General features: G+C 56.0%; 21 protein-coding genes. 13 read left to right on the plus strand and 8 right to left on the minus strand.

The genetic code is table 11. The features are described 5' to 3' along the window. Positions 1–10: 10 nt before the first annotated feature. The 3 genes from M8370_RS04400 to M8370_RS04410 are packed head-to-tail and all read right to left on the minus strand — an operon-like array spanning position 11 to position 1,838. Positions 11–406: an MAPEG family protein gene (locus tag M8370_RS04400; protein WP_013096077.1), complete on the minus strand. Its 396-nt coding sequence runs from the start codon at positions 404–406 to the stop codon at positions 11–13. 50 nt (positions 407–456) lie between these two features. After that, positions 457–1,275, minus strand: coding sequence for a DUF72 domain-containing protein (locus M8370_RS04405; protein ID WP_013096078.1), 819 nt, complete (start codon positions 1,273–1,275; stop codon positions 457–459). Beyond that, positions 1,272–1,838, minus strand: coding sequence for a hydrolase (locus M8370_RS04410; RefSeq protein ID WP_013096079.1), 567 nt, complete (start codon positions 1,836–1,838; stop codon positions 1,272–1,274). Before M8370_RS04410 ends, M8370_RS04405 begins: the two co-directional genes overlap by 4 nt. Positions 1,839–2,102: 264 nt before the next feature. Between M8370_RS04410 and aspS the strand changes: the two genes are divergently transcribed. The 6 genes from aspS to ruvB all read left to right on the plus strand — a co-directional run bounded on the left by aspS (position 2,103) and on the right by ruvB (position 7,359). After that, positions 2,103–3,875: an aspartate--tRNA ligase gene (aspS, locus tag M8370_RS04415; RefSeq protein WP_013096080.1), complete on the plus strand. Its 1,773-nt coding sequence runs from the start codon at positions 2,103–2,105 to the stop codon at positions 3,873–3,875. A 1-nt stretch (position 3,876) separates the two neighbouring features. Further along, complete coding sequence (gene nudB, locus M8370_RS04420; RefSeq protein ID WP_023620451.1) at positions 3,877–4,320, plus strand: dihydroneopterin triphosphate diphosphatase; 444 nt, start codon at positions 3,877–3,879, stop codon at positions 4,318–4,320. A 27-nt stretch (positions 4,321–4,347) separates the two neighbouring features. Beyond that, the gene (locus M8370_RS04425) at positions 4,348–5,088 is read left to right on the plus strand and encodes a YebC/PmpR family DNA-binding transcriptional regulator (RefSeq protein ID WP_013096082.1); all 741 of its coding nucleotides are present in this window, start codon (positions 4,348–4,350) and stop codon (positions 5,086–5,088) included. 34 nt (positions 5,089–5,122) lie between these two features. Next, positions 5,123–5,644, plus strand: coding sequence for a crossover junction endodeoxyribonuclease RuvC (gene ruvC / locus M8370_RS04430; RefSeq protein WP_013096083.1), 522 nt, complete (start codon positions 5,123–5,125; stop codon positions 5,642–5,644). 81 nt (positions 5,645–5,725) lie between these two features. Further along, a complete protein-coding gene (gene ruvA / locus M8370_RS04435) occupies positions 5,726–6,340 on the plus strand; it encodes a Holliday junction branch migration protein RuvA (RefSeq protein ID WP_013096085.1) in 615 nt (204 codons plus the stop codon). A gap of 8 nt (positions 6,341–6,348) precedes the next feature. Further along, the gene (ruvB, locus tag M8370_RS04440; protein WP_013096086.1) at positions 6,349–7,359 is read left to right on the plus strand and encodes a Holliday junction branch migration DNA helicase RuvB; all 1,011 of its coding nucleotides are present in this window, start codon (positions 6,349–6,351) and stop codon (positions 7,357–7,359) included. Between the two features lie 492 nt (positions 7,360–7,851). On the opposite strand, the gene znuB is transcribed toward ruvB, so the two are convergent. Together znuB and znuC are read right to left on the minus strand one after the other, a co-directional pair. Next, the gene (znuB, locus tag M8370_RS04445; protein ID WP_013096087.1) at positions 7,852–8,637 is read right to left on the minus strand and encodes a zinc ABC transporter permease subunit ZnuB; all 786 of its coding nucleotides are present in this window, start codon (positions 8,635–8,637) and stop codon (positions 7,852–7,854) included. Next, positions 8,634–9,389: a zinc ABC transporter ATP-binding protein ZnuC gene (gene znuC / locus M8370_RS04450; RefSeq protein WP_014832401.1), complete on the minus strand. Its 756-nt coding sequence runs from the start codon at positions 9,387–9,389 to the stop codon at positions 8,634–8,636. Before znuC ends, znuB begins: the two co-directional genes overlap by 4 nt. Before the next feature lie 77 nt (positions 9,390–9,466). Here znuC and znuA point away from each other — a divergent pair, with 77 nt between their 5' ends. The 3 genes from znuA (at position 9,467) to lpxM (ending at position 12,837) form a co-directional block, all read left to right on the plus strand. Beyond that, the gene (gene znuA, locus M8370_RS04455) at positions 9,467–10,411 is read left to right on the plus strand and encodes a zinc ABC transporter substrate-binding protein ZnuA (protein ID WP_013096089.1); all 945 of its coding nucleotides are present in this window, start codon (positions 9,467–9,469) and stop codon (positions 10,409–10,411) included. A gap of 15 nt (positions 10,412–10,426) precedes the next feature. Continuing rightward, positions 10,427–11,746 carry a murein DD-endopeptidase MepM gene (gene mepM / locus M8370_RS04460; protein WP_250020549.1) on the plus strand — a complete coding sequence of 440 codons (1,320 nt, stop codon included), beginning with the start codon at positions 10,427–10,429 and terminating at the stop codon, positions 11,744–11,746. A 119-nt stretch (positions 11,747–11,865) separates the two neighbouring features. Then, on the plus strand, positions 11,866–12,837 hold the full coding sequence (lpxM, locus tag M8370_RS04465) for a lauroyl-Kdo(2)-lipid IV(A) myristoyltransferase (protein ID WP_040019981.1): 972 nt from the start codon (positions 11,866–11,868) through the stop codon (positions 12,835–12,837). 51 nt (positions 12,838–12,888) lie between these two features. Here lpxM and pyk read toward each other — a convergent pair whose 3' ends face one another. Together pyk and M8370_RS04475 are read right to left on the minus strand one after the other, a co-directional pair. Then, positions 12,889–14,331, minus strand: a complete 1,443-nt coding sequence (gene pyk / locus M8370_RS04470) for a pyruvate kinase (protein WP_013096092.1) — start codon at positions 14,329–14,331, stop codon at positions 12,889–12,891. A gap of 140 nt (positions 14,332–14,471) precedes the next feature. Beyond that, a complete protein-coding gene (locus M8370_RS04475; protein WP_029882312.1) occupies positions 14,472–15,341 on the minus strand; it encodes a MurR/RpiR family transcriptional regulator in 870 nt (289 codons plus the stop codon). Between the two features lie 357 nt (positions 15,342–15,698). On the opposite strand from M8370_RS04475, the gene zwf reads away from it, so the two are divergent. From zwf to kdgA, 3 genes are all read left to right on the plus strand, one after another. Next, entirely contained in the window at positions 15,699–17,174 is a 1,476-nt protein-coding gene (gene zwf, locus M8370_RS04480; RefSeq protein WP_250020550.1) for a glucose-6-phosphate dehydrogenase, read from the plus strand. Between the two features lie 234 nt (positions 17,175–17,408). Further along, entirely contained in the window at positions 17,409–19,220 is a 1,812-nt protein-coding gene (gene edd / locus M8370_RS04485) for a phosphogluconate dehydratase (RefSeq protein WP_250020552.1), read from the plus strand. Positions 19,221–19,259: 39 nt separating this feature from the next. Beyond that, positions 19,260–19,901 (plus strand): bifunctional 4-hydroxy-2-oxoglutarate aldolase/2-dehydro-3-deoxy-phosphogluconate aldolase, encoded by a 642-nt coding sequence (gene kdgA / locus M8370_RS04490; RefSeq protein WP_029882310.1) that lies wholly within the window; start codon positions 19,260–19,262, stop codon positions 19,899–19,901. 41 nt (positions 19,902–19,942) lie between these two features. Here kdgA and purT read toward each other — a convergent pair whose 3' ends face one another. After that, positions 19,943–21,121, minus strand: a complete 1,179-nt coding sequence (gene purT, locus M8370_RS04495) for a formate-dependent phosphoribosylglycinamide formyltransferase (protein ID WP_194500463.1) — start codon at positions 21,119–21,121, stop codon at positions 19,943–19,945. A 170-nt stretch (positions 21,122–21,291) separates the two neighbouring features. Here purT and M8370_RS04500 point away from each other — a divergent pair, with 170 nt between their 5' ends. Then, positions 21,292–21,939, plus strand: coding sequence for a tellurite resistance TerB family protein (locus tag M8370_RS04500; protein WP_020690815.1), 648 nt, complete (start codon positions 21,292–21,294; stop codon positions 21,937–21,939). The last annotated feature ends 83 nt before the right edge of the window (positions 21,940–22,022 follow it).

Consider the following 22,022-nt stretch of genomic DNA (forward strand, 5'->3'; position numbering starts at 1 on the left):
GTATTGTGCGCTAACGGAAGGAGAAAACCAACTCCCACGGCATATACCAAAGGTTAGCCAGCACCATCAGCAAAAGCGAACACCATGTCGCGCTCATGCCGGAACGACGCCAGCGGAATAAGCGGTGGTGAAAGCCGTAATAATGCATTAACCGACCCGCAATCAGCAGCAGGCCACAAATGTGTACCATCCATGTTTCGGCGCCATTCATCTCCATAAACAGCAGCAAAATGAGTGCCACCGGAATGTACTCAACCGCGTTGCCGTGGATACGGATAGCGCTTTGCAGTTCGGAAAACCCCCCGTCGCCGTATGAGACGCGGTACTGCATTCTGAGTCGCACAACATCAAATGAAAATTTAATCAGCAGTAATGCACCTAGCACCGCATACAACGCGCTGACCATACAAACTCCCTGTGTTTTGGCAGATGGCGTCTCTATGATATGGCGTGATCTCAGAAAAGAGAAGATTGTTGTGGGATGGAGGGCGCGCTGCCGAGCGACGGAACCGCGGTTTGCAGGGCCTGCCAGAGCGTATCGACCAGTTCGGGGGCCTGGGCGATATCCGGCGTATGTAAAAAAAGATACGGCGTGGTGGTCTGTTCCCATTTCGCTAACGTGTGCAGCCAGACGGCGAACATCTCCTGATTTTGCTGCATATTGTCGCTGCCGATAAACCGGACCATCGGATTGTGCGCGGTTACGATAGCGTGGACCGGGACTTTGGGCTTCTTGCGCTGGGCATCAATAATGGCTTCGTTATGCGCAATTGCGCTGTGAACAGGACGACTGTCAAGGATGACGCGGTTGACTGAGCGCTCATGCAATCCCCGGTTGAGTGCTTTCTCCACCTCGCCTTTGGCAAAAAATTCAGGATGTCTCACTTCAACGCCGTAGGTAAAGTCCCGGGGCAGGCCATCAAGGAATGGCCAGAGCGCGGGCAGATCGCGCGGACCAAAGGTGGCGGGAAGCTGCAGCCAGTACTGGCCGATACGGTTTGCCAGTGGCGACATTCGGCCAAAAAACTCTTCGGTTAAATCACCGCAGTTACGCAGGGCGGCGTTATGGGAGATGGTTGCCGGAAATTTAAAGCAGAAGCGGAAATCATCCGTGGTTTGATCCCGCCAGCGCTCGACAATCTCTGCCCGGGGAAGGGCATACAGCGTGGTGTTGCCCTCCACGCAGTTAAAGTGCCGGGCGTACTCTTCAAGGCTGGTTATGCCAAGGCGCACCCATTTCGGGTGCGACCACTGGGGCAGGCCCACGTACATCATAACGCGCTTAAAATCTCATCCGTGCTGCGCACGCGACCGATGCGCGGGAAAATGTGGGTCATGCTGCCCTGGTGTTGTTCCGCAGAAGCCGCGCTACATGCGTCTTCGGCAATCACCAGGTTAAAGCCCAACTCCCAGGCGTTACGGGCGGTGGATTCCACGCCAATGTTGGTGGAGATCCCGCACAGGATAATGGTGTCGATACCGCGGCGACGCAGCTGCAGCTCCAGGTCGGTGCCATAGAAGGCGCCCCACTGGCGTTTGGTCACTTCGATATCGCTGTCGCGTTTGCCGAGCGAGACCGGATACGTCCACCAGTTGTCCGGCAGGGCGTGCGCGGGCGCCTGGGCGTCAACCGGCTGTTTTAACGCTTCGGCAAAATCGGCCGACCAGCCAACGCGCACCATGACAACCGGTGCGCCGCTGGCGCGGCATTTTTCCGCCAGACGGGCGGCACGGCTGACGACATCATCAGCGGTGTGCGGGCCACCGGCAAAGGGAAGGATCCCTTCCTGTAGATCAATCACCACCAGGGCGGTTTTGCGGGCATCAAGTGTCAGCATGGTAACTCCAGTTAAATGAATCGCTTCCGTTACACCTTACGACGTTATGGCCTGTTATCGGTCGGATAATTTTGTTAATTTTTGTGAGAATGCGCAATAAGAGCGCAGCAAACGTGCGTCTGGCCGTGCTTCGCTCTTATCGTCCGGCGGAATTTCCAGTATAATAGCCGCCTTTTTTCATCCAGTTGTGACATACAGAAAGCTGCGACATAGTAGCCTGCATACCAGGCGACATTTAGCCTGCGGCTAATTAAGGGATATCTCATGCGTACAGAATATTGCGGGCAGCTGCGTCAGTCCCACGTCGGACAGCAGGTGACCCTGTGTGGTTGGGTCAACCGTCGTCGTGATCTTGGTAGCCTTATCTTCATTGATATGCGCGACCGCGAAGGTATCGTTCAGGTGTTCTTCGATCCGGATCGCGCGGACGCGTTGAAGCTGGCTTCTGAGCTGCGTAATGAGTTCTGCATTCAGGTCACCGGCACCGTACGTGCGCGTGACGAGAAAAACGTCAACGCAGATATGGCGACCGGTGCCATTGAAGTGCTGGCCTCCGATCTGACGATCATCAACCGTGCTGAAGCGCTGCCGCTGGACTCCAACCACGTCAACACTGAAGAAGCGCGTCTGAAATACCGCTACCTGGATCTGCGTCGCCCGGAGATGGCACAGCGCCTGAAAACCCGTGCGAAAATCACCAGCCTGGTGCGTCGCTTTATGGATGACCACGGTTTCCTCGATATCGAAACCCCGATGCTGACCAAAGCCACGCCGGAAGGCGCGCGCGATTACCTGGTGCCATCCCGCGTTCATAAAGGCAAATTCTACGCGCTGCCGCAGTCTCCACAGCTGTTTAAACAGCTGCTGATGATGTCCGGCTTCGATCGCTACTATCAGATCGTAAAATGCTTCCGTGACGAAGACCTGCGCGCTGACCGTCAGCCAGAATTTACCCAGATCGATGTGGAAACCTCCTTCATGACCGCTGAGCAGGTGCGTGAAGTGATGGAAGCGCTGGTGCGCAGCCTGTGGAATGACGTGAAGGGCGTGGAGCTGGGCGACTTCCCCATTATGACCTTCGCCGAAGCCGAGCGTCGTTACGGCTCCGACAAACCAGACCTGCGTAACCCTATGGAGCTGGTGGACGTTGCTGACCTGGTGAAATCCGTTGAGTTTGCGGTGTTTGCCGGCCCGGCTAACGATCCGAAAGGTCGCGTAGCAGCCCTGCGTGTACCGGGCGGTGCAGCGCTTAGCCGTAAGCAGATTGACGACTACGGCAACTTCATCAAGATCTACGGCGCGAAAGGTCTGGCCTATATTAAAGTAACCGAGCGTGCGAAAGGTCTGGAAGGTATCACCAGCCCGGTGGCGAAGTTCCTGAACGCGGAGATTGTAGAAGCGATCCTTGAGCGCACCGGCGCACAGGATGGCGACATGATCTTCTTCGGCGCTGACAACAAGAAAATTGTTGCCGATGCAATGGGCGCGCTGCGTCTGAAACTGGGCAAAGATCTGAACCTCACCGACGAGAGCAAATGGGCGCCGTTGTGGGTTATCGACTTCCCGATGTTTGAAGACGACGGTGAAGGCGGCCTGACTGCCATGCACCACCCGTTCACCTCGCCAAAAGACATGACGGCGGCAGAGCTGAAAGCGGCACCGGAAGAGGCGGTCGCGAACGCCTACGATATGGTTATCAACGGCTATGAAGTGGGCGGCGGCTCCGTGCGTATTCACAGCGGTGAGATGCAGCAGACGGTGTTCGGCATTCTGGGCATCAACGAACAGGAACAGCGCGAGAAGTTCGGCTTCCTGCTGGATGCGCTGAAGTACGGTACGCCGCCTCACGCAGGCCTGGCATTCGGTCTCGACCGTCTGACTATGCTGCTGACCGGCACCGACAACATCCGTGACGTTATTGCCTTCCCGAAAACCACCGCAGCGGCGTGTCTGATGACCGAAGCGCCAAGCTTCGCTAACCCGGCCGCGCTGGCTGAGCTGGGTATCGACGTGGTGAAAAAGGAAGAGAAAAACTGATATGGCATATAAGCGTCCCGTTTCTGTCTTAGTTGTAATTTACGCTCAGGACACGAAGCGGGTGCTGATGTTGCAGCGGCGCGATGACCCTGAATTCTGGCAGTCGGTTACCGGCAGTCTGGAAGAGGGCGAAACCGCGCCGCAGGCCGCCGCGCGTGAAGTAAAGGAAGAGGTCACCATTGACGTTGCTTGCGAGCAACTGACCCTGAAGGACTGTCAGCGCACGGTGGAGTTCGAAATTTTTAGCCATTTACGTCATCGCTATGCACCGGGTATCGAGCGCAACACGGAATCGTGGTTCTGTCTCGCGCTCCCTCACGAACGGGAGATCGTGTTCACTGAACATCTGACCTACCGCTGGGTGGATGCGGCGGATGCCGCCGCACTGACCAAATCGTGGAGCAACCGGCAGGCGATTGAAGAATTTGTAATTAACGCAGCCTGAAAAGGCGCGATTTTTGGAGAACTTTTTATGGCAGGTCATAGTAAGTGGGCCAACACCAAACACCGCAAAGCGGCACAGGATGCCAAGCGCGGTAAGATCTTTACCAAAATCATTCGCGAGCTGGTGACAGCAGCGCGTCTGGGCGGCGGCGATCCGGCGTCTAACCCACGTCTGCGTGCGGCAGTAGATAAAGCGCTGTCCAACAACATGACGCGTGACACCCTGAACCGTGCTATCGCTCGTGGCGTGGGCGGTGATGAAGACACGAACATGGAAACCATCATTTATGAAGGTTACGGTCCTGGCGGCACCGCGGTAATGGTTGAATGTCTGTCCGACAACCGTAACCGTACCGTTGCAGAAGTGCGCCATGCGTTCACCAAAACCGGCGGTAACCTGGGGACTGACGGTTCTGTAGCGTATCTGTTCAGCAAAAAAGGCGTCATCTCCTTCGAGAAAGGCGACGAAGATGTCATCATGGAAGCGGCACTGGAAGCGGGTGCGGAAGACGTAGTCACCTTCGACGATGGCGCTATCGATGTCTACACCGCGTGGGAAGAGATGGGCGCAGTACGTGATGCGCTGGAAGCGGCGGGCCTGAAAGCCGACAACGCTGAAGTCTCCATGATCCCGTCCACCAAAGCGGATATGGATGCTGAAACGGCACCAAAACTGCTGCGTCTGATCGACATGCTTGAAGACTGCGACGACGTGCAGGAAGTGTATCACAACGGTGAGATCTCTGATGAGGTTGCAGCGACTCTCTGATGAGAGCGTTTAAACCGTTTACGGGAGACGCGTGATGTCGATTATCCTTGGGATTGACCCCGGCTCACGCGTCACCGGTTACGGCGTTATCCGTCAGGTTGGACGCCAGTTAACCTACCTTGGCAGTGGCTGTATTCGCACCAAAGTCGAAGATCTGCCGTCGCGACTGAAGCTCATTTATGCAGGCGTGACGGAGATTATCACCCAGTTTCAGCCTGACTATTTCGCCATCGAGCAGGTCTTCATGGCGAAAAACGCCGATTCGGCGTTAAAGCTCGGTCAGGCGCGGGGCGTGGCAATTGTTGCTGCCGTGAACCAGGATCTTCCGGTATTTGAATACGCGGCAAGACAGGTCAAGCAGACGGTGGTGGGGATTGGTAGCGCGGAGAAAAGCCAGGTGCAGCATATGGTGCGTACCCTGTTGAAGCTCCCCGCGAACCCGCAGGCCGATGCCGCCGATGCGCTGGCAATTGCGATCACCCACTGTCATGTCAGCCAGAACGCGATGCAAATGAGCGAGTCGCGGCTCAATCTGGCGCGAGGCAGGTTACGATAATGAGAAATCAGGCTGGATGTTTATCCAGCCTTTTTTTATTATGTCGCAAATCAATAATTTTCCAGAACGCAGGAGCGTCACGTGATAGGCAGACTCAGAGGCATCATCATTGAAAAACAACCCCCGTTAGTGCTGCTGGAAGTGGGCGGCGTGGGCTATGAAGTCCATATGCCAATGACCTGCTTCTACGAGCTGCCTGACGCGGGCAAAGAGGCGATTGTCTTTACCCAGTTTGTGGTGCGTGAAGATGCTCAACTGCTCTATGGCTTCAACAACAAACAGGAACGCACCCTGTTCCGCGAGCTGATTAAAACCAACGGCGTCGGGCCGAAGCTGGCGCTGGCCATTCTCTCCGGTATGTCCGCCCAGCAGTTCGTGAATGCCGTTGAGCGCGAAGATCCTGCCGCGCTGGTTAAGCTCCCGGGCATTGGTAAGAAAACGGCAGAGCGCCTGATTGTTGAGATGAAAGACCGCTTTAAAGGTCTGCATGGCGATCTCTTTACCCCTGCTGCCGATCTGGTGCTGACTTCGCCGGGTGCGCCTGTGTCGGATGATGATGCCGAGCAGGAAGCGGTTGCCGCGCTGGTGGCGCTGGGCTATAAACCTCAGGAGGCCAGCCGAATGGTGAGCAAAATTGCCAAACCGGATGCCAGCAGTGAAACTCTGATTCGTGAAGCGCTGCGCGCTGCATTGTGAGGTAAAGGATGATTGAAGCAGATCGCCTGGTATCGGCAGGCACTATTCAGGCAGACGACGTGGTGGATCGTGCGATCCGTCCGAAGTTGCTTGATGAGTATATTGGCCAGCCGCAGGTGCGTTCCCAGATGGAGATCTTCATCCAGGCGGCAAAGCTGCGCGGCGATGCGCTCGATCACCTGCTGATTTTCGGTCCTCCGGGTTTGGGGAAAACCACCCTGGCGAATATCGTTGCTAATGAAATGGGCGTGAACCTGCGTACCACGTCTGGCCCGGTGCTGGAAAAAGCAGGCGATCTGGCGGCGATGCTGACCAATCTTGAACCGCACGACGTGCTGTTTATCGATGAGATCCACCGCCTGTCGCCGGTGGTGGAAGAGGTTCTCTATCCGGCAATGGAAGACTATCAGCTGGATATCATGATCGGCGAAGGCCCTGCCGCGCGTTCGATCAAAATCGATCTGCCGCCGTTTACCCTGATTGGCGCCACCACCCGCGCCGGGTCGTTAACCTCTCCACTGCGCGACCGCTTTGGTATTGTGCAGCGCCTCGAGTTCTATCAGGTCGCCGACCTCCAGCATATCGTGGGCCGCAGTGCCCGCTATATGGGGCTGGATATGAGCGAAGAGGGGGCATTTGAAGTGGCGAAGCGTTCGCGCGGAACACCGCGTATCGCTAACCGCCTGCTGCGCCGCGTCCGTGACTTTGCAGAAGTGAAGCACGATGGTTCTATTTCTGCCGAAATTGCTGCTCAGGCGCTGGATATGCTGAATGTCGATGCTGAGGGTTTTGACTACATGGACCGCAAGCTGCTGCTGGCGGTGCTGGACAAATTCTTTGGCGGGCCGGTCGGGCTGGATAACCTGGCGGCGGCAATCGGGGAAGAGCGCGAGACAATTGAAGATGTACTCGAACCGTATCTGATCCAGCAGGGCTTCCTGCAACGTACCCCGCGTGGGCGTATGGCCACGGTGCGGGCGTGGAATCATTTTGGTATCACGCCACCGGCAATGCCGTAATGCTTAATTCCCTCTCCCAAAGGGCTGAGGGATCCCCATAAATAATGCCTGCACAGACGGCCCCCTCTCCCTTTGGGAGAGGGCTGGGGTGAGGGGGAACATACGGCTGTGGAGGTCATTCCGTTCACTTTATGTTCCTTGCTACTCTGCAACAACATGATCCGTGAACGTGCCAGGGCGGCTCAGTCGCCACCGCCCTGGCGACCCGGGCTCCCGGCGGTAAATCGCCGCTTCGCGGTGCCTTCGGCTTATTCCTTCCGGCTTATCGGGGACGGGCGGATGTAACGTCCCTGTAAAGCCGCCCTCTCGGCGCATCCCTGCGCCTCGCCCCGGCCTGCAGGAAACGCCTCAGCGATTTACAGCCGGACCAGGGCGTCGCTGTAAGTCATTCATTTTCCTGAAGCAACATTCATCGCTTTCGGTAAAAAATTACTGGGGATTCCTCAGCCCAAAGGGAGAGGGGTTAGGGTGAGGGCATCAGCGCCCTCGATATCAACTAGCGGTCTTCTTCATCATACTGAAAATAAACAGCACCGCCGCACACAGCACCACTGACGGCCCCGCAGGCGTGTCATAGAACGCCGAGAAGGTTAACCCGCCCGTTACCGCAATCATCCCGATAATCACCGCCACGCCTGCCATCTGCTCCGGCGTACGGGCAAAACGACGCGCGGTGGCCGCAGGAATAATCAGTAGCGACGTAATAATCAGCGCACCGACGAACTTCATCGCCACGCCGATGGTTAACGCCGTCACCAGCATCAGCAGCAGTTTCACCCGCTGCAGCTTCACGCCGTCTACAAACGCCAGATCCGGGCTGACGGTCATCGCCAGCAAATTACGCCACTGCCACAGCAGAATACCCAGCACCACCACCACGCCAATGGCAATAGCAATGAGATCTTCAGGCGTCACGGCGAGCAGGTCGCCAAACAGATAGGCCATCAGGTCAACGCGGATATTGGACATCAGGCTCACTACCACCAGGCCCAGCGACAGCGCACTGTGCGCCATAATGCCGAGCAGGGTATCAATGGCGAGGTGAGGGCGTTTTTCCAGCCAGACCAGACCGGCGGCGAGGAGCAGCGTAACGACAATCACCGCATAGAACGGGTTGACGTCCAGCAGCAAACCAAAAGCCACGCCCAGCAGTGAAGCATGGGCCAGGGTATCGCCGAAATAGGACATTCTGCGCCAGACCACAAACGAGCCAAGCGGACCCGCGGCGCAGGCGAGCATAATCCCGGCCAGCCAGCCGGGCAGTAACAGTTCAATCATGAGTGTCCATTTCCCCGGCGCAGGACAATTCGTCCCTGTAAATCATGGCGGTGGTTATGATGATGGCGATAAATACCCAGTTGTTCAGCCCCGCGAGGGCCAAACATAGAGATAAATTCGGGGTGCATTGACACCACTTCAGGCGTGCCGGAACAGCAGATATGATGGTTCAGACAGAGCACTTCGTCGGTTTTCGCCATCACCAGATGCAGGTCGTGGGAGACCATCAGCACCGCGCAGTTCAGTTCGTGGCGCAGCTGGTCAATTAAATCGTAAAGCGCGACCTGACCATTGACGTCCACACCCTGCGTTGGCTCATCCAGTACCAGCAGCTGGGGGCTGCTGAGCAGCGCCCGGGCAAGTAACACGCGCTGGGTTTCCCCGCCGGACAGTTTTTGCAGTGGCGCGTCAACCAGGTGGCCCGCCTGGACACGTTTCAGCGCCGGAAGAATATCGGCTTTACGCGTGCCCGGGCGCAGGCGCAGGAAGCGGCTGACGGTCAGCGGCAGCGTGGCATCAAGATGTAATTTTTGCGGCACGTAGCCGATACGCAATTTTTCTTCACGCTTGATGACACCTTCATCAGGGGCTACCAGACCCAGCACCACGCGCACAAGGGTGGATTTACCCGCGCCGTTCGGACCGAGCAGCGTCAGAATTTTACCGGGCTTCAGATCCAGCGACACGTCAGAAAGGACGCGGCGCTGACCGAAAGAGACCGAAACATTTTCAAGAGAAACCAAAGTTGTCATGTCAATTTAAGCTTGCAGAAGTCAACGAATGTTATAATATCACATTCCACGCATTCATTACGATGATTAGTCGCATTATGTTACATAAAAATACGCTTCTTTTCGCAGCATTATCCGCTGCCCTTTGGGGCACAACAGCACAAGATGTTAACGCTGCCGTTGTCGCTTCGCTCAAACCGCTGGGATTCATTGCATCGGCCATTGCAGATGGGGTGACGGAAACCCAGGTTCTGCTGCCCGATGGTGCCTCTGAGCATGATTATTCCCTGCGTCCATCTGATGTAAAACGCTTACAAAACGCGGACTTAGTTGTCTGGATTGGGCCGGAGATGGAAGCCTTCATGCAGAAGTCTGCGAACCAGATCGCGGACACGAAAAAGGTCACCATTGCCGAACTTTCTGGCGTGAAACCGTTGCTCATGAAGGGGAGTGATGACGACGGTGACGAACACGAAGGTCATCATGCTCATGATGAAAAAGGTGACGGGGATCACCATCACGGCGAGTACAATATGCATCTTTGGCTCTCCCCAGAGATAGCGCGGCTTTCGGCGGTTGCAATCCATGACAAATTAGTGGAACTTATGCCGCAAAGTCGAGCCAAACTAGACGCCAACCTGAAAGATTTTGAGGCACAATTAGCCGCAACCGATAAGCAGGTGGGTAACGAGCTGGCACCGCTGAAAGGAAAAGGGTATTTCGTTTTTCATGACGCCTATGGCTATTACGAAAAACACTACGGCCTGACCCCGCGTGGGCATTTTACCGTCAACCCTGAAATTCAGCCTGGTGCGCAGCGTTTACATGAGATCAGAACACAGTTGGTTGAGCAAAAAGCGTCCTGCGTTTTTGCTGAGCCACAGTTCAGGCCAGCGGTCGTAGAAGCCGTGGCCAGGGGAACATCCGTGCGCATGGGAACCCTTGACCCGCTAGGAACGAACATCCAGTTGAGTAAAGCGAGCTATTCGCAGTTCCTCACTCAACTGGCGAACCAGTATGCGAGCTGCCTGAAAGGAGATTAACGAGGAAGTGAATACGTGCAACAGATAGCCCGCTCTGTCGCCTTGGCATTTAACAATCTGCCCCGACCCCATCGCGTTATGCTGGGGTCGCTTACAGTTCTCACCTTAGCGGTCGCCGTCTGGCGGCCCTATGTTTACCACCCGAGTTCTGCCCCTATCATCAAAACCATCGAGCTTGAGAAGAACGAAATCCGTTCTCTGCTGCCGGAGGCCAGTGAGCCTATCGACCAGGCGGCTCAGGAAGATGAAGCCATTCCGCAGGATGAGCTGGACGATAAAACCGAGAATGAAGCCGGGATCCATGAATATGTGGTCTCCACTGGCGATACGCTGAGCAGCGTACTGAACCAGTACGGCATTGACATGGGGAATATCAGCCAGCTGGCTGCCGCAGATAAAGACCTGCGTAACCTGAAAATTGGCCAGCAGCTCTCGTGGACGTTAACGCCAGAGGGCGATCTGCAGCGCCTGACCTGGGAAATGTCCCGTCGCGAAACGCGCACCTACGACCGCACTGCAAACGGTTTCAAGATGACCAGCGAGTTGCAGAAGGGCGACTGGGTTAACAGCGTGATGAAAGGGACCGTAGGCGCAAGCTTTGTCTCCAGCGCGCGCAATGCGGGCCTGACCAGCGCTGAAATCAGCTCGGTTATCAAAGCCATGCAGTGGCAGATGGATTTCCGTAAGCTGAAAAAAGGTGATGAGTTCTCCGTACTGATGTCCCGCGAAATGCTGGACGGCAAGCGTGAGCAGAGCCAACTGGTGGGGGTACGTTTGCGCTCTGATGGCAAAGATTACTACGCCATTCGCGCTGAAGACGGCAAATTCTATGACCGCAGCGGTACCGGGCTTGCGAAAGGCTTCCTGCGCTTCCCAACGGCGAAACAGTTCCGCATCTCATCCAACTTCAACCCGCGTCGTCTGAACCCGGTCACAGGGCGCGTTGCGCCGCACCGTGGCGTGGACTTCGCCATGCCACAGGGCACACCGGTGCTGGCGGTGGGAGATGGTGAAGTGGTTGTCGCAAAACGCAGCGGGGCTGCCGGGTACTATGTTGCGGTCCGTCATGGTCGCACTTATACCACCCGTTATATGCACCTGCGTAAGCTGCTGGTGAAACCAGGCCAGAAAGTGAAACGTGGCGACCGTATCGCCCTCTCAGGCAATACCGGACGTTCTACAGGGCCACACCTGCATTATGAAGTGTGGATCAACCAGCAGGCGGTAAACCCGCTGACGGCGAAACTGCCGCGCACCGAAGGGCTGACGGGTAAAGATCGTAAAGATTACCTGGCGCAGGTGAAAGAGGTTGTGCCGCAACTGCGTTTCGACTAAACCCTTCCGTTTTGTCTAAAGCCGGCGTCAGTAAGCGCCGGCTTTTTCTTTTGTGCGTGGGGCGCTGCCTCGCTACACTATCGTCATTATATTTTGCTTCACCAGACCCTGGAACCAGCATGGAAACCAAAAAAAACAATATTGAGTTCATTCCTGAGTTTGAAAAATCCTTTCGCCACCCGCGTAACTGGGGCGCCTGGCTTGGCGTTTACGCGTTTGCTGGCATTGCCATGTTACCTGCCTCTGTGCGCGATCCCGTTCTGGGGAAAATTGGCCGTCTTGCAGGACGAATGGGCAAAAGTGCCCGCCGTCGCGCGCAAATCAATCTCTATTACTGCTTCCCGGAAAAGAGCGATGCCGAGCGCGAAGCGATTATTGATGACATGTATACCACCGCGCCACAGGCCATGGCGATGATGGCAGAGCTGGCGCTAAAAGGGCCAGAAAAGGTCCTTAAGCGTGTTGACTGGAAAGGGCTGGAGATCATTGACGAGATGCGCCGCAACGATGAAAAAGTGATTTTTCTCGTTCCGCACGGCTGGGGAGTGGATATTCCGGCCATGCTGATGGCATCTCAGGGCCAGAAGATGGCGGCCATGTTCCATAACCAAGGTAATAAAGTCTTTGATTTCGTCTGGAACACCGTGCGTCGTCGTTTTGGTGGACGCCTGCACGCCCGTAACGATGGTATTAAGCCGTTTATTCAGTCCGTGCGACAGGGGTACTGGGGTTATTATCTGCCGGATCAGGATCACGGTCCTGAGCACAGCGAGTTTGTCGATTTCTTTGCCACCTATAAGGCGACACTTCCGGCGATTGGCCGTCTGATGAAAGTCTGCCGCGCCCGGGTTATTCCGCTGTTCCCGGTCTACGATGGCAACACGCACCGTCTGAGCATTGAGGTTCGCCCGCCGATGGACGACTTACTGACCGCGGACGATAACACCATCGCGCGTCGCATGAACGAAGAGGTGGAGGTGTTGGTGGGACCGCATCTTGAGCAATACACGTGGATCCTGAAGTTGCTCAAAACGCGTAAGCCTGGCGAGAAAGAGCCGTATCAGCGCAAAGAACTTTACCCAAAGAAATAAAACCCCTCACGCTGACCCTCTCCCCGTGGGGGAGAGGGAAACATCTGTTTATTATTCGACGGTTAATACGCGGGTGGTGTTGGTTGAGCCGATGGTGCTCATGACATCACCCTGGGTCACGATGACAATATCACCGGATACCAGGTAGCCTTTGTCGCGCAGCAGATTAACGGCATCGTGCGCCGCTGCCACACCGTCATTGGTGCTGTCAAAGTAAACCGGGGTTACGCCACGGTACAGCGCCGTCAGGTTCAGCGTACGCTCGTGGCGGGACATCGCGAAGATCGGCAGACCGGAGCTGATACGGGACGTCATTAGCGCGGTACGGCCTGATTCGGTCATGGTTATGATCGCCGTGACGCCCTTCAGATGGTTAGCCGCATACATGGCGGACATCGCAATCGCTTCTTCCACGTTGTCGAACTGCACGTCCAGACGGTGTTTAGAGACGTTGATGCTTGGGATCTTCTCCGCGCCCAGACAGACGCGCGCCATCGCGGCAACGGTCTCTGCCGGGTACTGACCGGCTGCGGTTTCAGCGGAAAGCATGACCGCATCGGTACCGTCCAGCACGGCGTTAGCCACGTCCATCACCTCTGCACGGGTCGGCATTGGGTTGGTGATCATGGATTCCATCATCTGGGTTGCGGTGATCACCGCGCGGTTCAACTGACGCGCGCGACGGATCAGCGCTTTCTGGATGCCGACCAGTTCCGGGTCGCCAATTTCCACACCCAGATCGCCACGGGCAACCATCACCACGTCAGACGCCAGAATCACGTCGTCCATGGCATCCTGATCGCAAACGGCTTCCGCACGTTCAACTTTTGCTACGATTTTGGCATCGCAGCCTGCATCACGCGCCAGACGACGGGCATAGTTCAGGTCTTCGCCGCAGCGCGGGAAGGAGACGGCCAGATAGTCCACGCCGATCAGCGCCGCGGTAACGATATCCGCTTTGTCTTTATCGGTCAGCGCTTCGGCAGACAGGCCACCGCCGAGCTTGTTAATGCCTTTGTTGTTAGAGAGTGGGCCGCCGACGGTGACTTCGGTGAACACCTTCATCCCCTGAACTTCCAGCACTTTCAGCTGAACACGACCGTCGTCGAGCAGCAGGATATCGCCAGGCACAACGTCAGCCGGCAGACCTTTATAGTCGATACCCACTTTCTCTTTATCGCCTTCACCTTTACCCAGGTTGGCATCAAGCAGGAATTTATCGCCGATATTGAGGAAAACTTTGCCTTCTTTGAAGGTCGAGACACGAATTTTTGGACCCTGCAGGTCACCGAGGATAGCAACATGGCGGCCCAGTTTAGCCGCGATCTCACGCACTTTGTCGGCACGTAATTTATGGTCTTCTGGCGTACCGTGAGAGAAGTTCATACGCACCACGTTGGCACCCGCGGCGATAATCTTTTCGAGGTTATTATCGCGATCGGTGGCCGGGCCTAAGGTGGTGACGATCTTGGTTCTGCGAAGCCTTCTGGACATGTAATACTCCGTTGACTGAAACAACTTTGGTGTTGCGTGAAGATTGAATCGGCCTTCATCTGCTGCAAAGCAACCGCGAGGGGACCGAATGCCGTAAATCGTTACATCGTAATTATTCGTTACGTCTTAGTTATCTACTATCAGGGAACATCGCTCTTTATAAGCAATTCTTTATCAAAACGCGATTCCTTGAGCGCTTCCTTGACACGCTTCAAGTTATCTCTGAATTTAGCGCCGCGGCGTAAGGTAAAACCGGTTGCCAGGACGTCAATCACCGTCAGCTGCGCCAGACGGGAGACCATTGGCATATAGATATCCGTATCTTCCGGAACGTCCAGAGTGATGGCGAGCGTGGCTTCTCTTGCCAGCGGCGTGCCTGCCGTCGTGAGGGCGATAACCATGGCATCGTTTTCACGCGCCAGCTGCGCCAGCTCAACCTGACTTTTAGTGCGCCCGGTATGGGAAATCAGGACCACCACGTCATCCTCGCTACAATTCATACAGCTCATGCGTTGCAACACGATGTCATCGGAATAAATGACCGGGACGTTAAAGCGGAAGAATTTATTCATGGCGTCATGCGCCACGGCCGCCGACGAACCGAGTCCGAAGAATGCAATTCGCTTGGCCTGGGTCAGTAAATCGACCGCCCGGTTAACGGAACTCATATCCAGCGACTGACGCACGTGGTCAAGCGTGGCCATGGCCGATTCAAATATTTTCGCCGTGTATGCATCAACGCTGTCGTCTTCATCCACATTGCGATTAACATAGGGCGTACCATTTGCCAGACTTTGTGCCAGATGCAGTTTAAAATCAGGAAAGCCACGCGTTTCCAGGCTCCGGCAGAACCGATTCACCGTCGGCTCGCTGACGCCTGCATCCTGTGCCAGAGCGGCGATGCTTGAATGAATCGCCTGAGCAGGCGAGGCGAGAATAACTTCAGCCACTTTTCGCTCGGATTTGCTAAGGTGTTCCAGTTGAAACTGGATTTTTTCCAGCATGTTCATGTTAACAGGACGCTCATGGGTGTAAACGATTTCATCCATAGATGAAATTGAGATTCGATTTAGCCGATATTACCCTCGTGGCTTCCATAAAGGGTAACAGTCGACAAGATAATGTTGTTGTTTTTTTTCATTACTTGATCGGTGTCGGGTTTTACTGTGACCGTGTTGCGCAAAGAATCGACGCTTGTTGCGTCATCAGGCCAGCGTAATCCTCTTAAGGGGTGAAAAATCGCCGTATCGCACGCGACGTTAAGCGCTAATGGTTTCGGGAATGACGTAAAAGCAGTACAGTGCATTGTAATAAAATTACAACGATACCTGGCAGAAGCACCAGGTGATCCAACTGAGGAGAATGACATGGCGGTAACGCAAACAGCCCAGGCATGTGACCTGGTCATTTTCGGCGCGAAAGGCGATCTTGCACGCCGAAAATTGCTGCCTTCCCTGTATCAACTGGAGAAAGCGGGCCAACTTCATCCGGATACCCGTATCCTGGGTGTAGGGCGCGCCGACTGGGACAAGGACGCATACACCAAAGTCGTGCGTGAAGCGCTCGAAACTTTCATGAAAGAGAAAATTGATGAAAGTTTGTGGGATACCCTGAGCGGACGTCTCGATTTCTGCAATCTGGATGTGAACGACGTGAGCGCGTTTACCCGTATGGGTGAGATGCTGGATCAGAAAAACCGGGTCACCATTAACTATTTCGCCATGCCACCAAGCACCTTCGGCGCCATCTGTAAAGGTCTGGGCGAAGCGAATCTGAACGCCAAACCTGCGCGTGTGGTAATGGAAAAACCGCTGGGTACCTCACTGTCTACCTCCCGCGAAATCAACGACCAGGTGGGCGAATACTTCGAAGAGTGCCAGGTCTACCGCATCGACCACTATCTGGGCAAAGAGACGGTACTGAACCTGCTGGCGCTGCGTTTTGCCAACTCCCTGTTTGTGAACAACTGGGACAACCGTACCATCGACCACGTGGAAATCACCGTGGCCGAAGAGGTGGGTATCGAAGGCCGCTGGGGCTACTTTGACCAGGCCGGTCAGATGCGTGACATGATCCAGAACCACCTGCTGCAGGTACTCTGCATGATTGCCATGTCTCCGCCATCAGACCTGACCGCTGACAGCATCCGCGACGCGAAGGTGAAAGTGCTGAAGTCACTGCGTCGTATCGACCGTTCTAACGTGCGCGAGAAGACGGTGCGTGGTCAGTACACATCCGGCTTTGCGCAGGGCAAAAAAGTCCCTGGTTATCTGGAAGAAGAGGGCGCGAACAAGTCCAGCAACACAGAGACGTTCGTGGCGATCCGCGTGGATATCGATGACTGGCGTTGGGCGGGTGTGCCGTTCTACCTGCGTACCGGTAAACGTCTGCCAGCCAAATGCTCTGAAGTTGTCGTTTACTTCAAAAACCCTGAGCTGAACCTGTTCAAAGAGTCGTGGCAGGAGCTGCCGCAGAACAAACTGACTATCCGTCTGCAGCCGGATGAAGGTGTGGATATCCAGATACTGAACAAAGTGCCGGGACTGGATCACAAACATAACCTGCAGACTACCAAACTGGATCTGAGCTACTCCGAGACCTTCAATCAAACGCACCTGGCGGATGCTTACGAGCGCCTGCTGCTGGAAACCATGCGCGGTATCCAGGCGCTGTTTGTGCGTCGCGACGAAGTGGAAGAGGCGTGGAAATGGGTCGACTCCATCACCGAAGCCTGGGCTGCCGATCAGGATCCGCCAAAACCGTATCAGGCGGGCACCTGGGGACCTGTCGCCTCCGTGGCGATGATCACCCGTGATGGCCGCTCCTGGAACGAGTTTGAGTAAGATAATCCTCTAGCCCGAAGGTGTTATTTTACCGGTAACATGTTCTAACACAGCTAGTGGCACAATTTTTATACTTTTAAGCTCCGCGTGGATTCACCCACGGGGCTTTTTTTATTACACTGCCGGAAGCGATTTTGCCCCTGAGCTCCGGACAGCAAGCGTTTCAGCGTTGTTAACAACTGCCAGCGACTTTGTAAACTCCCGAGCCCGGACAGATAAATTAGAGGAGCTTCTATGAATCCGACATTGTTACGCGTAACACAACGCATTATCGAGCGCTCGAAAGAGACCCGTTCGGCCTACCTCGCCCGCATTGAACAGGCTAAGACCAATACCGTACACCGCTCGCAGCTGGCCTGCGGTAACCTGGCGCACGGTTTCGCCGCCTGTCAGCCTGAAGACAAAGCCTCATTAAAGAGCATGCTGCGTAACAATATCGCCATCATTACCTCCTATAACGACATGCTCTCTGCGCATCAGCCGTACGAAGTGTACCCGGACATCATCCGTAAAGCGCTGCACAGCGTGAATGCGGTGGGCCAGGTGGCGGGGGGCGTGCCGGCCATGTGTGACGGTGTGACCCAGGGGCAGGACGGGATGGAGCTGTCGCTGCTGAGCCGCGAAGTCATTGCCATGTCTGCAGCGGTCGGTCTTTCTCACAATATGTTCGATGGCGCGCTGTACCTCGGCGTGTGCGACAAGATTGTCCCGGGGCTCGCCATGGCGGCTCTGTCGTTTGGTCATCTTCCGGCCATTTTTGTGCCGTCAGGTCCGATGGCCAGCGGTTTGCCAAACAAAGAAAAAGTGCGTATCCGCCAGCTGTATGCCGAAGGTAAAGCAGACCGCCAGGCGCTGCTGGAAGCGGAAGCCGCCTCTTACCATGCGCCGGGTACCTGTACCTTCTACGGTACGGCCAACACCAACCAGATGGTGGTGGAATTTATGGGGATGCAGCTTCCGGGCTCCTCCTTCATTCAACCCGATGCGCCGCTGCGCAAGGCTCTGACCGAAGCCGCCGCCCGTCAGGTGACGCGTCTGACCGGGAACGGCAACGAGTGGATGCCGCTGGGTAAAATGGTCGACGAGAAAGTGATCGTTAACGGCATCGTGGCCCTGCTGGCAACGGGGGGCTCAACCAACCACACCATGCACCTTGTGGCAATGGCACGTGCGGCTGGCATCCTGATCAACTGGGATGATTTCTCCGACATCTCTTCCGTGGTGCCGCTGATGGCGCGCCTGTATCCGAACGGTCCGGCAGACATTAACCACTTCCAGGCCGCCGGTGGCGTACCGGTGTTGATGCGTGAGCTGCTCAAGGGTGGTCTGCTGCACGAAGACGTGAACACGGTGGCGGGTTATGGTCTGCATCGCTATACCCTTGAGCCGTGGCTGAACAACGGTGAGCTGGACTGGCGTGATGGGGCGAGCGCCTCTCTTGATCCACAGGTCATTGCTACCTTCGAACAGCCGTTCTCACGCCACGGCGGCACGAAAGTGCTGAGCGGCAACCTGGGACGCGCGGTGATGAAAACCTCTGCCGTGCCGGAAGAGAACCAGGTGATTGAAGCCCCGGCAGTGGTCTTTGAGAGCCAGCATGATGTTTTACCTGCCTTTGATGCGGGCCTTCTCGACAAGGATTGCGTGGTGGTGGTGCGTCATCAGGGACCCAAAGCGAACGGGATGCCAGAATTACATAAACTTATGCCACCACTTGGTGTATTATTGGACCGCCGTTTCAAAATTGCACTGGTCACCGATGGACGCCTTTCGGGTGCCTCAGGTAAAGTGCCTTCAGCCATTCACGTAACGCCTGAAGCGTATGATGGTGGTTTGCTGGCTAAGGTGCGTGACGGCGACATCATCCGCGTCAATGGCCAGACAGGTGAGTTAACCCTGCTGGTGGACGAAGCCGAGCTGGCGGCCCGTCAGCCGCATATTCCAGACCTGAGCGCATCGCGCGTGGGAACCGGACGCGAAATGTTTAGCGCGCTGCGTGAGAAACTCTCCGGGGCGGAGCAGGGCGCAACCTGTATTACGTTTTAAGACGACTTGATTTTATCGATCTGGCGAGAGAAAACTCTGATGAAAAACTGGAAAACAAGTGCAGAAGCAATCCTGACCACAGGCCCCGTTGTGCCGGTTATCGTGGTGAACAAACTGGAGCACGCGGTACCGATGGCGAAAGCGCTGGTCGCGGGTGGCGTTCGCGTTCTGGAAGTGACCCTGCGTACCGCCTGCGCGATGGACGCGATTCGCGCAATCGCTAAAGAAGTGCCGGATGCCATCATTGGTGCGGGTACCGTTACGAACGCAAAACAGCTGGCTGAAGTGACCGAAGCGGGCGCGCAGTTTGCCATCAGCCCGGGTCTGACCGAGCCGCTGTTAAAAGCGGCAACCGAGGGCACCATCCCGCTGATCCCGGGGATCAGCACCGTTTCTGAACTGATGCTGGGTATGGACTACGGTCTGAAAGAGTTCAAATTCTTCCCGGCAGAAGCCAACGGCGGCACCAAAGCGCTGCAGGCGATTGCGGGTCCCTTCTCTCAGGTGCGCTTCTGCCCGACGGGCGGCATCTCTCCGGCCAACTACCGTGATTACCTGGCGCTGAAGAGCGTGCTGTGCATCGGCGGCTCCTGGCTGGTACCGGCGGATGCCCTGGAAGCAGGCGACTGGGATCGCATCACCAGACTGGCTCGCGAAGCGGTTGAAGGCGCGAAGCAGTAAGCACCTCGCATCATGAAAAACGGGCCATCAGGCCCGTTTTTTTATCCGTTAACGCTAACCGCGGCAGCGGCAGCTTTCGCCCTTGCCACGGCATCATCCACGCTATCGCCAGTGGCTAATGCCACGCCCAGTCGACGCGTACCGTCGATCTCCGGTTTCCCGAACAGGCGAACCTGCAGACCTGCCCCAACCGCGCCTTCAACGTTGTCAAAGGTGACGTTCTGGCTGGTCAGTTGCGGGAGGATCACCGCCGAGGCGGCCGGGCCGTACTGGCGAATACCGCCAACCGGCAGGCCGAGGAACGCGCGCACGTGCAGGGCGAACTCGGAGAGATCCTGGGAAATCAGGGTCACCATCCCGGTATCGTGCGGGCGAGGGGACACTTCGCTGAAAATCACCTCATCACCGCAGACAAACAGTTCCACGCCGAACAGGCCGTAACCGCCCAGCGCCAGCACCGTTTTACGGGCGATCTCCTGCGCGCGCGCCAGCGCCAGGGCGCTCATCTGCTGCGGCTGCCAGGATTCACGGTAATCGCCATCCTCCTGACGGTGTCCAATCGGATCGCAGAAATGGACGCCATCAACGGCACTGACGGTCAGGAGGGTAATTTCGAAATCAAACTTCACCACGCCTTCAACAATCACGCGACCGGCTCCGGCGCGACCGCCCTGTTGGGCATAATCCCACGCCTTGTCCAGCGTGCTGCTGTCGCGAATAAAGCTCTGCCCTTTACCGGAGGAGCTCATCACCGGCTTAATGATGCACGGATAGCCAATCTCCTCAACGGCCTGCAGGAAAGCATCTTTATCGCCGGCAAAACGATAGCCAGAGGTGGGTAATCCCAGCTCTTCCGCCGCCAGGCGACGAATGCCTTCGCGATTCATGGTCAGCTTCGCGGCCTTTGCACAGGGCACCACGCGCTGGCCTTCCTGTTCAAGGGCAAGCAGCGTATCGGTGGCGATGGCTTCGATTTCCGGTACGACAAAATCCGGTTTCTCACGCGTAATCAGCTCGCGCAGGGCATCGCCATCCAGCATGTTAATCACATAAGAACGGTGGGCAACGTGCATGGCGGGTGCATCGGCGTACCGGTCTACGGCAATGACTTCCACGCCTAAACGCTGACACTCAATAGCGACCTCTTTGCCCAGTTCACCCGATCCCAACAGCATTACACGCGTCGCCGCAGGTCGCAGCGCGGTTCCTAAACGAGTCATAACAATCCCCCTGAAAAAGTTGCGCGCAGTATAAACGAAAACGTTTGCGTGTGTCTTGATCGGGGCCCGTGCGCGGGGAAGAAATTTGCGCTTCTTTAGCCCCGCCAGACATTTCCTGACGCCTGCTCGCTTACGCTGTGGAACATGTACACCGTTAAGTGAGGGAAACCATGTCTGGCTGGTTAAATCAATTGCAATCACTGTTAGGGCAGAAAACGTCGCCATCCGGCGAGCAGGGGCTGAGCAAACTGGTCCCCGGGGCGCTCGGCGGGCTGGCGGGCCTGCTGGTGGCGAATAAATCCTCGCGCAAGTTGCTGGCAAAATATGGCACCGGCGCGTTACTGGCCGGTGGCGGAGCCATTGCGGGCACGGTTCTGTGGAACAAATACAAGGACAGAGTGCGAACCGCACATAGCGATGAACCCGATTATGGTCAACACACGTCACCGTTGGATCTGCGCACTGAACGGCTGATCCTTGCGCTGGTTTTTGCCGCGAAAAGTGACGGGCATATCGACGATAAAGAACGGTCGGCGATTGAGCAGCAGCTGCGGGAGGCCGGTGTGGAAGAGCAGGGCAGAACGCTGGTGGCTCAGGCCATAGAACAGCCGCTGGATCCGCAGCGCCTTGCGCAAAGCGTAAAGAATGAGGAGGAGGCGCTTGAACTCTATTTCTTAAGCTGTGCCGCCATTGATATTGACCACTTTATGGAGCGCAGCTACCTCAATGCCCTCGGCGACGCGTTGAAGATCCCTCAGGACGTGCGCGACGGCATTGAGAAGGATATCAGGGAGCAAAAACAGGCGTTAGCGGGTTAACTGTCACCGTCGCGGTCATGTTTCGCTTGCATCATGCGCGTGTTTTGCCAACCTTATAGGGTGTAAAACTCAAAAGAAACATG

It is taken from the genome of Enterobacter cloacae complex sp. OE43NF, from assembly GCF_023544405.1.
In the GTDB taxonomy this organism is placed as follows: domain Bacteria; phylum Pseudomonadota; class Gammaproteobacteria; order Enterobacterales; family Enterobacteriaceae; genus Enterobacter; species Enterobacter cloacae.

Coding starts and splice junctions, on each gene's coding strand:
- lpxM (WP_040019981.1), top strand. CDS start 11,866: ATGGAAACCAAAAAAAACAATATTGAGTTCATTCCTGAGTTTGAAAAA.
- aspS (WP_013096080.1), top strand. CDS start 2,103: ATGCGTACAGAATATTGCGGGCAGCTGCGTCAGTCCCACGTCGGACAG.
- znuA (WP_013096089.1), top strand. CDS start 9,467: ATGTTACATAAAAATACGCTTCTTTTCGCAGCATTATCCGCTGCCCTT.
- edd (WP_250020552.1), top strand. CDS start 17,409: ATGAATCCGACATTGTTACGCGTAACACAACGCATTATCGAGCGCTCG.
- M8370_RS04475 (WP_029882312.1), bottom strand. CDS start 15,341: ATGAACATGCTGGAAAAAATCCAGTTTCAACTGGAACACCTTAGCAAA.
- M8370_RS04425 (WP_013096082.1), top strand. CDS start 4,348: ATGGCAGGTCATAGTAAGTGGGCCAACACCAAACACCGCAAAGCGGCA.
- znuB (WP_013096087.1), bottom strand. CDS start 8,637: ATGATTGAACTGTTACTGCCCGGCTGGCTGGCCGGGATTATGCTCGCC.
- znuC (WP_014832401.1), bottom strand. CDS start 9,389: ATGACAACTTTGGTTTCTCTTGAAAATGTTTCGGTCTCTTTCGGTCAG.
- zwf (WP_250020550.1), top strand. CDS start 15,699: ATGGCGGTAACGCAAACAGCCCAGGCATGTGACCTGGTCATTTTCGGC.
- kdgA (WP_029882310.1), top strand. CDS start 19,260: ATGAAAAACTGGAAAACAAGTGCAGAAGCAATCCTGACCACAGGCCCC.
- M8370_RS04400 (WP_013096077.1), bottom strand. CDS start 406: ATGGTCAGCGCGTTGTATGCGGTGCTAGGTGCATTACTGCTGATTAAA.
- purT (WP_194500463.1), bottom strand. CDS start 21,121: ATGACTCGTTTAGGAACCGCGCTGCGACCTGCGGCGACGCGTGTAATG.
- M8370_RS04405 (WP_013096078.1), bottom strand. CDS start 1,275: ATGATGTACGTGGGCCTGCCCCAGTGGTCGCACCCGAAATGGGTGCGC.
- ruvC (WP_013096083.1), top strand. CDS start 5,123: ATGTCGATTATCCTTGGGATTGACCCCGGCTCACGCGTCACCGGTTAC.
- pyk (WP_013096092.1), bottom strand. CDS start 14,331: ATGTCCAGAAGGCTTCGCAGAACCAAGATCGTCACCACCTTAGGCCCG.
- nudB (WP_023620451.1), top strand. CDS start 3,877: ATGGCATATAAGCGTCCCGTTTCTGTCTTAGTTGTAATTTACGCTCAG.
- M8370_RS04410 (WP_013096079.1), bottom strand. CDS start 1,838: ATGCTGACACTTGATGCCCGCAAAACCGCCCTGGTGGTGATTGATCTA.
- M8370_RS04500 (WP_020690815.1), top strand. CDS start 21,292: ATGTCTGGCTGGTTAAATCAATTGCAATCACTGTTAGGGCAGAAAACG.
- ruvB (WP_013096086.1), top strand. CDS start 6,349: ATGATTGAAGCAGATCGCCTGGTATCGGCAGGCACTATTCAGGCAGAC.